The organism is Mesorhizobium sp. M0715, from assembly GCF_040320355.1.
In the GTDB taxonomy this organism is placed as follows: domain Bacteria; phylum Pseudomonadota; class Alphaproteobacteria; order Rhizobiales; family Rhizobiaceae; genus Mesorhizobium.
The window spans coordinates 93,555-106,999 of record NZ_JAMYPL010000015.1; the positions used below are offsets into that span (position 1 = coordinate 93,555).

A 13,445-nucleotide genomic window follows, 5' to 3' on the forward strand; every position below is an offset into this window, starting at 1 on the left:
AACCGTGGCCGGCGTAAATCTGATCTAGAGCACTCGTCGGGTCCGTCAACGACCGCGTCCGCCGATCCGGAGCACGAGGCGGCGAGCCAGGTCCCGATCGGTTTCAATTGCCGCACCAGCGTAAGCTGAAGGTCAGGCGGGGCGATCCCCGTTCGGCGCGTCTTGGATTCTGTATTCGTGAATGAGGCCGAGAACCTGAGTTCTGACTGTATCGCGCGCGTCGGGCTGGATGAAAAACATCAGCCGTTCGACCGCTTCCACGACTGCTTCCGGCAGATCCGAAACCGCATCGGTGAATTCGCTGCCATGCTCGTACATATTGTCCGTCAGCTTCTTGTCGAGGTCGGAAAGGATGCCCATCATCCACACTCCAGATCGGTGCTGTATTGAACTCAGTTCGGCAGGGTCACCGCGAGGTCGCCCTCTCCTGTTGCTGCCGGCCGTCGATCACTGTTGCCCCGGCATTTCCGTGTTTTCCCTGGGATTTTTCTGGACGCCCGCAGCCGGGGCGGTGTCCGCCGGGGCATTGCCGCCCTGGTTCTGCTCCGGCGCACGTTTCAGCGGGGAGGTCTGCCAGCCCATGTCAACGTAGAAAAAGCCGACGATGAAACCGACAATGATGACCGCCGCTATCACCAGCGAGATTATTGCGTTGCGTCGCTCCATAGGCCTAGTCGCCACTTGGCTTTGGAGATGCGGGCTGCGTTGGCTGCGTACCTTGCTGGTCGCCGCCGGTGCTGGTCTGCGGCGTCGGGTTGGTGTCCGTCGTGGGATTCTTGTCCACCGGCTGGCTGTTCGTAGTGTCCGTCTTGGACTTGGCCGGATCGGCATTGTCGTTGCACCCCGCCAAGGCGAGTAATGCCGCTGACATCAATAGCACTGCTCTCATGCCGATTTCTCCTGGCTGAGTTCGGGCGAAGCCGCCTGCCAATGACCTATTCGGTCGAACCGCACCGAAAGCCCCTGTTTGACCGCGCTTCTAGCCAGCAAATGGTCCAGTTCGGCGTCTTCGATCGGACTTCGTACGACTTGGCGAATGGCCTTGCAGGCAAGTTCCGTCGAGACGAAATCATATCTCCTGCTCCTGGCGACAACATATTGTTCGACCAGCATTTTCACGCGCCTGAGCGCGATTTCTTCGGCGTATTGCATTTTATTCCTCCTGCGCCCCGAACTGCCGAACGGGTTTGTTGTTCCAAAACATGATTGTCGAGGTGATTAGATGCTCGCGCTTTCCGATAGAAAGCGCGAGCGGATCAGGCTGAGGGGACCCGATCGTGCAGCATCAAACAAGGGGAGCAACGATGCTGCATGATATCGAACTCGCCCGGACCTGAGTTGTTCCACCTCTCCACGCCGCGTGTTCATTGAACTCAAGAACAAATCCTTGTCACGGCCTGCATACGGCCACGCATTCAACCTCTCCGTACGGAACAATCCGTCCCGACAGTGGTTCGGCCGAAGCGAAGCTCGGAGGACGAGATGACGAATGAAAAATTGGCCGTGGTGACGGGCGCCTCGAGCGGCATTGGGAAGGAACTCGCCAAACTGTGCGCCAAGGACGGCTACCACCTGATCCTAGCCGCCGACGAGCCCGCGATCCAGCAGGCAGCTGAGGCGCTCGGTTCGCATGGTGTGACTGTCGAAGCCATCGAGGCCGATCTGGCGACCGAGGAGGGTGTCGATCGTTTGATCGCCGGGATCGGCGATCGCGATGTCGACCTGTTGTTCCTGAATGCCGGACGTGGGCTCGGCCGTGGTTTCGTCGATCAGGATTGGAAAAAAGTACGCCGCATCATCGACACCAACATCACCGGGACAGTCTATCTCGCGCATCAACTCGGAGCCAGGATGGCACGCCGCGGCCGAGGCCGCATTCTCTTCACAGGATCGATCGCTGGTTTCATGCCGGGCACTTTCCAGGCGGTCTACAACGGCACCAAGGCTTTCATCGATTCCTTCTCGATCGCACTGCGTCATGAGTTGCAGGCCACAGGAGTCACAGTCACCGTGCTGATGCCCGGGGCAACGCAGACGCGGTTCTTCGAACGCGCCGAAATGATGGATACCAAGGTCGGCACCGATGAGAAGGACAATCCCGCCGATGTGGCCGAGGCCGGCTACGAGGCGATGATGGACGGTGAGGAACAAGTCATCAGCGGCTGGAAGAACAAGCTGCAGGTCGCCGCGGCACATGTGACGCCGGCAGGCACGCTGGCCGAACAGCACCGCAAGATGGCCGAGCCGGGTTCTGCCTCCAAAGGCTGACCTTCAGCCTTCACGCCAGAACCAAAATGTCGGGCAGACTCTTCTGCCGACCTTCTTCCAAGGCAGGAGCACCATCATGAAAGCGCTCACGTGGCACGGCAAAGGCGACATTCGATGCGACCAGGTGGCTGATCCCGCCATCGAGGATGATCGTGACGTCATCATCAAAGTCACCTGTTGCGCCATATGCGGCTCGGACCTGCATCTGATGAACGGATATATGCCGACGATGGAGTCGGGCGATGTGCTCGGACACGAGACGATGGGCGAGGTCGTGGAAGTCGGCAGCGGCCATTCGAAATTCAGAAAGGGCGACCGCATCGTGGTGCCTTTCAACATCTCATGCGGCGAATGCTGGTTTTGCCAGAAGGGGCTGTTCTCGCTTTGCGACAGGTCCAATCCTAATGCCAAACAGGCTGCCGAAGTGATGGGACAATCCCCGGCTGGCCTGTTCGGCTATTCGCATCTGGTCGGCGGCTATTGGGGAGGGCAAGCCGAATATCTGCGCGTTCCTTTCGCTGATGTCGGTCCGATAAAGGTGCCCGAGGGAATGGACGACGAACAGGTGCTGTTCCTCTCCGACATCTTTCCAACCGGCTATATGGCGGCTGAAAACGCCGGCATCGAGCCAGGCGAAACCGTCGCTATCTGGGGCTGCGGTCCGGTTGGTCAGTTCGCCATCCAGAGCGCATGGATGCTCGGCGCCGGCCGCGTCATTGCCATAGACAAGGTGCCGGAGCGGCTGGCGATGGCTCGCGAGCACGGCAAGGCCGAGACGCTCGACTTCAGCAACTCCGATATCTACGACGCCTTGATGGCGATGACCGATGGCCGCGGTCCGGATCGCTGCATCGACTGTGTCGGTACGGAATCGGATCCCGGCGCCAGTGCCGACTCCATGCTCGACAAGGTCAAGGCTGCCGTCTATCTCGGCACCGACAGGCCGCATGTATTGCGCGAAGCAATCTACTCATGCCGCAAAGGCGGCACCATCTCGATACCCGGCGTCTATATCGGCCTCGTCGACCATATCCCGTTCGGCGCCGCCATGAACAAGGGCCTGACCTTCCGAATGGGTCAGACGCACACTCAACGCTATCTCGAACCGCTCCTGGCCATGGTGCAAAAGGGCGACATCGATCCCTCCTTCGTGATCACGCACAAGGCAGACCTCGAAGCGGGACCGGATCTCTACAAAAAGTTCCGCGACAAGCAGGATGGCTGCATCAAGGTGGTGATGCGACCGCATGGCTGAGACGTCGGCATCTTGCGCGGGGTCCACCTTGCGCGAATTTTCCGCCAGGGATGGCTCCGACACTACTGAGGTACCCGGAACTTTCGACCGTGGCGACGGTTGACCCGCAGAAAAAACTCAGGGCGGCGAGACTGTCGCCCGCTGCGAAGGAGTTATCGCCATGAGCAATGAGAATCCCACATCGAAACCCAGCGTCCGGTCGCCAAACGCCGATGCTCTCCCGCACCCGAAACGGGACGCCAGTGATACGGATGCCGGTGCCAAGCCGCTGACGCCGAAAACCGCCGGCACATCCCGGCCATCGGCCCCGCCGCTGGACAATCCGGTTGCCAATCGAAACGCCGGCCGGCCGCGTCAGGCGAGCACCACGCCTAGGCCGACCGACAAGCCCCTGGACTAATCGAAACCGGCCTCTTGAAATCACAGCGAGTGTTTGTCGGGCCGAAGCGATGCCAGGTCGGCCAAGGTGTTGAGAAGTGCAGCGTCGCCTGCCGGTTTCGGCACGAATTTGCAGTTTCGGAAGGGTGTGGGAACGTCGCGCGGCCCAAATCCGGTCATGAAGGCGAAGGGGATGCCGCGAGCCAGCAATGTTTCGGCCACGGGCAGACTTGTTTCACCGTTCAATTGAATGTCCAGCAGCGCCACGTCGGCTTTGCCTGCATCGATAAGCTGACGAGCCGCTGCGACCGACGAGACCGGGCCGATCACCGGATAACCCGCAGCACGCAGGCGAGACGCGACGTCTTCGGCGATCAGCCATTCGTCCTCGACCACCAGAACGCGCGGCCTGTCGTCGCTCACGGTGCCTCCTTGTGATTTGCCGGAAACGCGATCTGGACGCTGAGGCCGTCCTTGTGGAACGCGGTCTCGACATGGCCGCCGAGCCTGTAACCGATTTCTCCCTGCAACAGGGTCAGGCCAAAGCCGTTGTCCAACGGCGCCTCGACAGGAGGGCCGTTCTTTTCGCGCCAGCCAAATGTGAAACTGTCATGGTCGATCGACCATTGCACACTGACCTTGCCGTCGGTTTTTGACAAAGCGCCATACTTGGCCGCGTTGGTGGCCAGTTCATGAATGGCCATGCTGAGGGAAAGCCCCTGTTGCGGGCCTAATTTCACGTCTGCGCCATCGAGTTCAACCCGCTCGATGCCGAAGGGTTCGAGCTCCTGCTGGAGCAATTCCCTGACCGAGGCTTCCTTCCATCTCTCCCGGGTCAGCAGGCCGTAGGCCCGCGACATGGCATGCAGACGGCCGATCAGCGCATCCGCGAACTCCTCCTTCGTATCAGAACTTTCCCGCGTGCGGCTTGCAATGCTGGCGATCACCGCAAGCATGTTCTTGACCCGGTGGTTGAGTTCCGAGATGAGCACCTGCTGGTGCTCTTCTGCCTGTGCCAGCGTGGTGACGTCGACAAGTGTCACCACCACGCCCTGGATCCTGTTGCCCTTGTCCCGATAGGGATTGATGCGGACCATGTGGAACAAGCCCCTAGCATCGCGCGGCAGATGGTGATTCAGGATCTCGCCTGTCTCGAACACCTTGTCGATGTGCTGCTTCAACTCTGGGTAGTCGAGTTGGCTCGACAAATCCGTCAGCGGCCGGCCAACATCGGAGGGGCGCAGGCTGAAGAAGGATGACGCCGCCGGCGTGAAGGTGCGGACCACAAGGCTACGGTCGAGGAAAATGGTCGCTATGTCGGTGCTTTCGAACAGGTTGCGCAGATCGCCGTTAGCGTGGTTGAGCTCTTCTATCTTGGCCGTCAACTCGGCGTTGATCGTGTTAAGTTCCTCGTTGAGCGACTGCATCTCCTCCTTCGAGGCTTCGAGTTCCTCGTTGGTGGATTGCGCCTCCTCATTGACGGAGACGAGTTCCTCGTTGGACGATTTCACCTCCTCCAGCGCGGTCTCGTATTCCTCGATCATCGATTGCAGGCGCTCTCTGGTATCGCGCAGTTCCCGCTCGAGATCGGCGGTGCTGTCACTGTCACGGCTGCCGCCGTCTTCCTCTGAGCGGGCCTGGGTCGGCCCCGACGGTTCGAACAGGACGAGATAAAGCGGCTCGCCATTGCCGCGTTCGGCGAGCGGCTCGATCGTCAGCCTGATCGGCTGCACCCGTTCGTCATCTTCCTCCACGGTCAGGTTTTCCCGCACCACTGTGCGGCGTGTGGTCGTCGCTTCGCGCAGTGCGGCGCGGAGGTCCAGCCGCAGCCCACGCCTTGCCATCGTCAGCAACTGCCGGCTGGGAATGCCTTGTGGCGCTTCGAGATATCTGCCGGTCCTGGCCGAATAATAGACGACATCGCCCTCGGCGTTGACCAGGACATGCGGCGGCGCGAACCGTTCCAGCACCTGCGCCTCCACTGCCTGCCGCAGGGGATAGCCGACAAGTCCCTTCTTCGAGCCGGCGCTTTCGGGCGGGAAGACGCTGGAATGACTTTCCCCGATCAGGGCCGGCAGTCTGATGTGCGGTGAGGCATGCTCCCGCGCATGAAAGATGCGATGTTTCTTGTCGACGGTGGCGAACAGATCGTCGTGCTGCCCGACGCTTTCGGAGGTGCCAAGGAAAAGGTAACCGCCGGGCTTCAGCGCATAATGGAAGACAGGGATGACGCGGTTTTGGATGATCGGGCCGAAATAGATCAGCAGATTGCGGCAGGAGACCAAGTCCATGCGCGAGAAGGGTGGATCGCGAATGACGCTGTGCGGCGAGAAGATGCACAGTTCGCGTATCGCATTGCTGATGACATAGCTTTCGCCATCGCCGTTGAAAAACCGCTGTTTGCGTTCGGGAGAAAGACCTTGCAGCAAGGCTTCCGGATAGCGTGCCGCCCGCGCCACCGCCAGCGCCGGCTCGTCGATGTCGGTCGCGAATATCTGGACGCGCGGAACGACCGTAAGCTTCTCCATGTGTTCGCGCAGCAGGATGCCGATGGAGAACACCTCCTCGCCCGTGGCGCATCCGGGAACCCAGACCCTGACGGTGTCGCTGGCGGTCTTGCCTTCGAACAGCTGCGGTATGATCTTTCGCTCGAGCAACTCGAAGGCATCGGGGTCGCGAAAGAAGTTGGTGACATTGATCAGCAGATCGCGAAAAAGGTTCATCACCTCGCGAGCATCCTTCTTCAGCCAGTCTATATAAGCGCTGATGGAATGGACCTGGGCGATCTGCATGCGCCGCTTCACGCGGCGCAGGAATGTCTTGGTCTTGTAGCCCGAGAAGTCGTGGCCGGAGTGGCTGCGCAGAATGGCGTATATCTGTTCTCGCACCTTATCGATGTCGGCCGTGTGGTCGCCATCTTCTTCCGCCAGCCCTTCCAGCGGGTCGAAGCCGCGGGCGAAAGCCTCCAGCTTCGCCCCGATCTCCTCGGCGGGCACAGCGACATCGACGAGTCCGCTGGCAATAGCGCTCTGCGGCATGTCGGGATTGCGCGGCCCGTAGCCGTCCGGCGCTTGCGCGACGGTAAACCCGCCCCGCTCCTTGATGGCCTTGGCGCCCAGGGTTCCATCGGAGTCGCCGCCCGACAGGATGACGCCAACGGCATATTCGCCCTGGTCTTCACCCAATGCGGCGAAGAAGATATCGATGGGCTTGCGCTCCTGGGTAAGCCCATTGGGCCGGCGGAGGTGCAGCACCCCCGATTCAATGGCCAATGTCACGTTTTGCGGCATCACATAGACGTGGTCAGGTTTAACCACCATGCCGTCCTCGATCACAATGACAGGCATGTCGGTGTAGCGGCTGATGACCTCGTGCAACAGGCTTTCGCGCTTGGGGCTGAGATGCGTGATGATGACGAAAGCCATACCAGGCTGACCGGCCACGCCTTTGAACAGACCTTCCATCGCGGGAATGCCGCCCGCGGACGCGCCTATGCCCACGATGGGAAACCTTTTCGGTTGGGCTGTCACGTCATGTCCCCCTTTCGCCGACCCGACCTGAAATCCCCTCAAGGCCGGCGGACAGGACACAACCATATAGCGCGCAAGACGGATGGAACAAGACGTCAGGGATGACGTTGAACCCGATATCAATGGTGGTTCAATGACAAAACGATCTGCTGACATAAAACTCCCGACGCCGGTGGTATCAGGGGAGCCTGGATCGCTTGGAAGTTCCCATGCTGGGGCCGTCCCTGATCGCATGCTGGCGCTTACGAGACGGTTGCAGGCGGCCTTGGACGATAGAATTCGGAAGGCAAATCCGCTGCATTCTAACCTCCGTTCCAAGAAAGGATGACGACGTGCGCGACCTGCGGGGGCTGCATATTCTGATAGTCGAAGACGAATGGGCGATGGCGGGAGATCTTGCGCGGTTTTTCAGCAATATGGGTGCCATCATCCTCGGTCCCGCTGCAACCGTCGAACAGGCATCCAAACACACCGGGACGGCTGAAGCTGCAATCCTCGACGTCAATCTCAATGGCCGACGCGTGTTTCCAATCGCCGATGAGTTGATGCGCCGGGGTGTCCCCTTCGTGTTCTTCAGTGGCGATGACGACATCGCCATTCCCGATCATCTCCGCTACGCCAGCAATTTGCGGAAATCCTCGGGCAGCCAGGCGGTGTTCAACGCGCTCTTTCCCCCGCAGGCATCTGGGCGAGCGGCCCCCGTGCCGGACCCCTCCGACGACGTCTTCGCGCTTTTGCCCAAACTGCGACTTGCGGCGCGCCTTTTGCTGGCAGACGTCGAGGCATCGGATCGGCTCGTCGAGAGGACGCTCGAGCAAGCGATCCGGGATGTCGACCGCAGACAGCTTGGTCAATCCACTGAAAACTGGCTCAACGACATCATGCAAGAGATGGCGAAAACCCGCGGCGCAAAACTGATGCATTAGTTTGCCTTCCAAGAAAACTTGGCCGTACAGATAGGCCACTTGACCGGCGTCATCAGCCCTTCTGATTGCGCTCGACGAACTTGTTGAAACGGCTGGCTTTCCCCTCACCGGTCTTGGCCTGATACAGAAAGGCCAGATCATTCTCGTCGAATATCCGGAAGAACTCGTCCCATTCGACGGGCTCGAATGCTTCCTCGGGCTCGCCGAAGTCGATCCGCAGGATGCCGCCCTCGCCTTTGGTGCGCACCACTGCCGGCCGGCCGTCCCGCTCCTCGGCCCATTTGCGAATTTCGTCGTGGTTGGTGGTCGTTTGCGACTGAGACATTGAAATCTCCTTTGATCATCGGCGTTGCCACATAGGACACGCGGGCTGTCGGGCGTCCTAACAGCACAAGCACGTCAATGTTCCAGAACCGCGCGGTGATCGCGATGCGCCGGCTCCCAATGGGACCGACCAAAGGAACTTTGTTGAAGCAAGGGAACAAACCTTTTGCCGAAAAGTTCGGGGCGCCGAGGTTACTGGTCTGAGGAGTCGTCGTGAAACGCATATTGGTTACAGGAGGCTGCGGCTTCATCGGCCGGCATGTCGCACAGGAACTCGTCGAGCAGGATTATTCGGTTCGCATCCTCGATGCGCTGCTGGAGCAGGTGCATGCGGGCGAAGCCGTCGCGCTTCCCGCTGGAACCGAGCTGATCAAGGGCGATGTCCGAGACCGAGAGGCGGTCGCCAGTGCGCTGGAAGGTGTCGACGCGGTCATTCATCTGGCGGCGGAAGTCGGCGTCGGACAATCGATGTACGAGATCGCGCGCTATGTCGGCGCCAATGATCTCGGCACCGCAACGCTACTTGAAGCATTGATCAAGCACCCGGTCGAACGGATCGTCGTCGCCTCGTCGATGAGCGTCTATGGCGAAGGGCTCTATGCAACGTCCGACGGCCGGCGTGTCGACAATGCTCGGCGCAAGGCGAGCGACATCAGGAGCGGGCAATGGAACCCGCTGTCGCCAGATGGAGACGCCCTCTCGCCGCTGCCGACGGACGAAGAAAAGCCGGTCGATCTCGCCTCCATCTATGCGCTGACAAAATACGCACAGGAACGCGCCGTGCTGATCTTCGGCGAAGCCTATGGCGTCGATGCGGTCGCGCTGCGCCTGTTCAATGTCTTCGGCGCCGGCCAGGCGTTATCCAATCCCTATACCGGCGTGCTTGCCAACTTCGCTTCGCGTCTCGCCAACGGCCAACGGCCAATGATCTTCGAGGATGGAGAACAGAAGCGCGATTTCGTCCATGTGCATGACGTCGCCCGCGCCTTTCGCCTTGCGCTGCAGCAACGCCAGGCAAGGGGTCATGTCATCAACATCGGCAGCGGCCGCGCCTATGCGATCAGCGAAGTCGCGCGATTGCTGGCCGAGGCCATGGGGACACCGAACCGCTCGCCGGAACTGCTCGGCAAAGCCCGCTCCGGCGATATCCGGAACTGCTTCGCCGATATCTCCAAGGCCCGTGAGCTGCTCGGTTTCGAGCCGGTGCGGCAACTGGAGAATTCGCTCGGCGAGTTCGTTTCCTGGGTGCGTAACACGTCCGCCGTCGACCGCGGCGCCGACATGAAGCGCGAGCTAGAAGAACGTGGGTTGGTCTCATGAACACACGCAATCGACGCGACGCGCCGATCGCCATCATCGGCGGCAGCGGCTTCATAGGATCGAACCTCGCCGACAGCCTGTTGTCGGATGGCGAGCCGGTACTGGTGATCGACAATCTCAGCCGTCCGGGCGTCCAGCAGAACCTTGAATGGCTGGCGCAAAAACACGGTGGTCGCCTCACGGTGGAGACGATCGACGTGCGAGACGCCAACGCACTGGCGCCTGTCTTGATGGTTTCCAGGGCAATTTTCCATCTGGCCGCGCAAACCGCCGTCACCACAAGCTTGGTCGAGCCGGGCGAGGATTTCGACATCAACCTTCGCGGAACGTTCAACGTTCTGGAGGCGGCGCGACTGAGCGGTGAGCGCATCCCTGTGATCTTCGCCAGCACCAACAAGGTCTATGGCAGCCTGCCCGACGTCGCGGTCCGCGAGGACGACGATTGCTATGTGCCTTGCGACAGCGTCATCCAGGCGAACGGCATCGATGAGGCTCGGGGCCTGGACTTCTGCACGCCCTACGGTTGCTCCAAAGGCGCGGCGGATCAGTATGTGCTCGACTATGCCAAATCTTACGGCATGCCGACGGCGGTTCTGCGGATGAGCTGCATCTATGGACCGCGACAGTTCGGAACCGAGGACCAGGGCTGGGTCGCACACTTCCTGCTCAGCGCGCTGACGGGACGCCCAATCACCATTTACGGCGACGGCAGGCAAGTGCGCGATATCCTGCATGTCTCCGATGCCGTCGCCGCCTACAGGGCCGTGCTCGATCGCATCGAGACCACCAAAGGCCAGGCATTCAATCTTGGCGGCGGCCCGGAAAATGCGGTCAGCCTGCGCAGGCTGTTGAGCGAGATCCGTAGCCTGACCGGCCATGAGCTCTCGATTCGCCATGATGGGGAACGCACCGGCGACCAGCCCTTCTTCGTCGCCGACACCCGCAAGATCAAAACCGCGCTTGGCTGGATGGCCCATGTTTCATGGCGCGAAGGCATCCGCGACCTCGCCGACTGGCTGCGCCGCCATCGGCTCGAGCCTCGCCCTGAAGCCGTGAGGTACGTTGCATGAAAATCGCCCTGGTAAACCCGTCCTGGACGTATGACGACAGCATTTATTTCGGCTGCCGCCAACCGCATCTGCCGCTGGAACTCGGTTATTCGAAGGCCCTGCTCGAAGCCGCCGGACATGAGGTGCTGATGCTGGATGGGCAGCTGCAGAAGCTCGACAATTCCGGTCTCTGCGAGCAGGTGGCTGATTTCGCCCCGGCTATGACCATCGTCAGTACCGCCCCGACCTATCTGTTCTGGCGCTGCGCACCGCCGGAATTGCGTGTGCCGGCCGATTTCCTCAACCGTCTCGCCGGGCGCGGTGGACGCACGGTCGCGGTCGGGCCGCACGGCTCGGCGACGCCGGCGCCAACCTTGCGCAAGCTTGGTGTCGACATCGTCGTGCGCGGCGAATGCGAAGAAATCGTCGAGCAACTTGCCCAGCGCGACGATTGGAGCGCGGTGCCCTCAACCGCTTATCTACGGGACGCCAAGGTGGTTTCGAACGGCGGCGTCCACGCCAGCTCGTTTGTCGATCATCCGCCACTCGAATGGCCAGCGGACTGGATCGCAGCCCATGCGCATCACCATCACAGGTTTGACGACAGTCAGGTCGGGTTCGGCGCGGAAGTCGAGGCATCGCGCGGCTGTCCCTACAATTGTAGCTTCTGCGCCAAGATCGATTTCCGTGATGCCTATCGCCGTCGAAACCACGAAGCGGTGGTAGCGGAGATCGATCGGCTGATTGCCCAGGGTGTCGGCTACGTCTACTTCATCGACGAGATCTTCCTGCCGCAAAAAGCGTTGCTGGAAGCCTTGGTCGATCGCGACGTGAAATTCGGCGTACAGACCCGCATCGATCTGTGGAAGCCCGAGCTGCTGGAATTGCTGGGCGCCGCGGGCTGCGTCTCCATCGAGGCCGGTCTCGAAAGCCTGACCGTCGAAGGCCGGGCGATGCTGGCCAAGCGCTGCCGGCTGGGGACCGAGGAACTCGCCGCGCTGCTCGTCGATGCCAGACGTCACGTTCCATTCGTCCAGGCCAATCTGATCGGCGTGGTCGAGGATGATCCCGCCCTGGTCGAGCACTGGCGAACCCACCTGATCGACCACGGCGTATGGGCCAACGAACCTGTGCCGCTTTACCCGTATCCAAGTTCGCCCAGCTACCGCGAGCTTTGGGGCGAACCCGACGACCTTGCCTGGGAACGCGCCCATGACCACTACCTCGCATCTTTCCAGAAATTCAGTGACATCCAGGAGAGGCGGCCGCGGCCGCTGGCGGAACTGGAGGCGACATGTTGCGGACACTGACGCCGCGCTCGCGGCGCATCCTGATGACCGTCGATGCCGTGGGCGGCGTATGGCGCTATGCCCTCGATCTGGCACGGGAACTTGTGAACGGCGGCGACAGCGTGGTGCTTGCCGGCCTCGGTCCACAACCGTCGAGGCAGCAAGCCGAGGAGGCGGAGGCTTTCACGACGCTGATCTGGTTGAGTACGCCGCCGGATTGGATGACCCGCGACGGCGGCGACCTCGACGCGCTGCCGCGGGAATTGCTTGCGCCCATGCGCGACCACGCCATCGACCTTGTCCATTTCAACGCGCCGACGCAGGCATCGGGATTCGATGCGCCATGCCCAGCCGTGGTGGTCTCCCATTCCTGCGTGACGACATGGTTCCACGCCGTCAGGAAACAGGCAGTGGATGGCGCATGGGCCTGGCAGAAGGAGCGCAACAGGCGCGGCTTGGATCGAGCCGACGCAGTCATTGCGCCGAGCCGCAGCCACGCCGACATGCTTGAGACCTGCTACGGCCCGATCGCGCGCCTGCACGTCGTGGCGAATAGCGCCCGCCCCGTCCCGAGAGCCGAAAAGCGTCAACCGCTCGTCTTCGCCGCCGCCCGTTGGTGGGACGAGGGCAAAAATGCGGCGGTGATCGACCAGGCCGCGTCACTGACGCAATGGCCCATCTTTGCCGCCGGTTCGATGCACGGTCCCAACGGCGGGCGTGCCGGCTTCAGCTATGCCGTTCCTCTGGGAGCACTGCCGTCTCACGAGGTGCGCTCCTTGATGGCGCGCGCCGGTATTTTCGTGTCGCCATCGATCTATGAGCCATTCGGTCTGGCCGCGCTGGAAGCTGCCATGTCGGCAACGCCACTGGTGCTTTCCGACATCGCAACCTATCGCGAACTATGGGACGGGGCCGCGATGTTCTTTGATGCGCGCAATCCGCACGACCTCACTGCCTGCCTCAATCGTCTCTCCAGCGACGCCGAATTCAGGCGGGAGCTCGGCCAGGCAGCCATGCGACGGAGCCGCCGGTTTACACTGGTCAGGCAAGCGGCTGCCATGCGAGGCGTCTACGACAAGGCGGCCCTGGCCATGGCGGGGCGCTGA

General features: G+C 61.3%; 14 protein-coding genes. 7 read left to right on the plus strand and 7 right to left on the minus strand.

What is annotated here, in order from left to right; genetic code table 11:
• Window positions 1-132: 132 nt before the first annotated feature.
• From NKI21_RS18775 to NKI21_RS18790, 4 genes are all read right to left on the minus strand, one after another.
• Window positions 133-363, minus strand: coding sequence for a hypothetical protein (locus NKI21_RS18775; protein WP_031212583.1), 231 nt, complete (start codon window positions 361-363; stop codon window positions 133-135).
• A gap of 84 nt (window positions 364-447) precedes the next feature.
• Window positions 448-666, minus strand: coding sequence for a hypothetical protein (locus NKI21_RS18780; RefSeq protein WP_352441966.1), 219 nt, complete (start codon window positions 664-666; stop codon window positions 448-450).
• 4 nt (window positions 667-670) lie between these two features.
• Window positions 671-889 carry a hypothetical protein gene (locus NKI21_RS18785; RefSeq protein WP_023809463.1) on the minus strand — a complete coding sequence of 73 codons (219 nt, stop codon included), beginning with the start codon at window positions 887-889 and terminating at the stop codon, window positions 671-673.
• Window positions 886-1,152, minus strand: a complete 267-nt coding sequence (locus NKI21_RS18790) for a hypothetical protein (protein ID WP_023809464.1) — start codon at window positions 1,150-1,152, stop codon at window positions 886-888. Before NKI21_RS18790 ends, NKI21_RS18785 begins: the two co-directional genes overlap by 4 nt.
• A 330-nt stretch (window positions 1,153-1,482) precedes the next feature.
• On the opposite strand from NKI21_RS18790, the gene NKI21_RS18795 reads away from it, so the two are divergent.
• A complete protein-coding gene (locus NKI21_RS18795) occupies window positions 1,483-2,268 on the plus strand; it encodes an SDR family NAD(P)-dependent oxidoreductase (protein ID WP_127292248.1) in 786 nt (261 codons plus the stop codon).
• A 76-nt stretch (window positions 2,269-2,344) separates the two neighbouring features.
• Entirely contained in the window at window positions 2,345-3,523 is a 1,179-nt protein-coding gene (locus NKI21_RS18800; protein ID WP_352866721.1) for a zinc-dependent alcohol dehydrogenase, read from the plus strand.
• A gap of 420 nt (window positions 3,524-3,943) precedes the next feature.
• Here NKI21_RS18800 and NKI21_RS18805 read toward each other — a convergent pair whose 3' ends face one another.
• Both NKI21_RS18805 and NKI21_RS18810 read right to left on the minus strand, forming a co-directional pair.
• On the minus strand, window positions 3,944-4,324 hold the full coding sequence (locus NKI21_RS18805; RefSeq protein WP_023809467.1) for a response regulator: 381 nt from the start codon (window positions 4,322-4,324) through the stop codon (window positions 3,944-3,946).
• Window positions 4,321-7,431: a CheR family methyltransferase gene (locus NKI21_RS18810; RefSeq protein WP_352866725.1), complete on the minus strand. Its 3,111-nt coding sequence runs from the start codon at window positions 7,429-7,431 to the stop codon at window positions 4,321-4,323. The genes NKI21_RS18805 and NKI21_RS18810 overlap by 4 nt, the downstream gene beginning before the upstream one ends.
• A gap of 332 nt (window positions 7,432-7,763) precedes the next feature.
• Between NKI21_RS18810 and NKI21_RS18815 the strand changes: the two genes are divergently transcribed.
• A complete protein-coding gene (locus tag NKI21_RS18815) occupies window positions 7,764-8,357 on the plus strand; it encodes a response regulator (protein ID WP_023809469.1) in 594 nt (197 codons plus the stop codon).
• Between the two features lie 52 nt (window positions 8,358-8,409).
• Here the strand turns inward: NKI21_RS18815 and NKI21_RS18820 are convergent, their stop codons facing one another.
• The gene (locus tag NKI21_RS18820) at window positions 8,410-8,682 is read right to left on the minus strand and encodes a hypothetical protein (protein WP_127255003.1); all 273 of its coding nucleotides are present in this window, start codon (window positions 8,680-8,682) and stop codon (window positions 8,410-8,412) included.
• 212 nt (window positions 8,683-8,894) lie between these two features.
• Between NKI21_RS18820 and NKI21_RS18825 the strand changes: the two genes are divergently transcribed.
• The 4 genes from NKI21_RS18825 to NKI21_RS18840 are packed head-to-tail and all read left to right on the plus strand — an operon-like array spanning window position 8,895 to window position 13,445.
• Window positions 8,895-10,001, plus strand: coding sequence for an NAD-dependent epimerase/dehydratase family protein (locus NKI21_RS18825; RefSeq protein ID WP_352866729.1), 1,107 nt, complete (start codon window positions 8,895-8,897; stop codon window positions 9,999-10,001).
• The gene (locus NKI21_RS18830) at window positions 9,998-11,071 is read left to right on the plus strand and encodes an NAD-dependent epimerase/dehydratase family protein (protein ID WP_352866731.1); all 1,074 of its coding nucleotides are present in this window, start codon (window positions 9,998-10,000) and stop codon (window positions 11,069-11,071) included. The genes NKI21_RS18825 and NKI21_RS18830 overlap by 4 nt, the downstream gene beginning before the upstream one ends.
• Window positions 11,068-12,360: a TIGR04295 family B12-binding domain-containing radical SAM protein gene (locus tag NKI21_RS18835; protein WP_352866733.1), complete on the plus strand. Its 1,293-nt coding sequence runs from the start codon at window positions 11,068-11,070 to the stop codon at window positions 12,358-12,360. The genes NKI21_RS18830 and NKI21_RS18835 overlap by 4 nt, the downstream gene beginning before the upstream one ends.
• Window positions 12,345-13,445 carry a glycosyltransferase family 4 protein gene (locus NKI21_RS18840; protein WP_352441958.1) on the plus strand — a complete coding sequence of 367 codons (1,101 nt, stop codon included), beginning with the start codon at window positions 12,345-12,347 and terminating at the stop codon, window positions 13,443-13,445. The genes NKI21_RS18835 and NKI21_RS18840 overlap by 16 nt, the downstream gene beginning before the upstream one ends.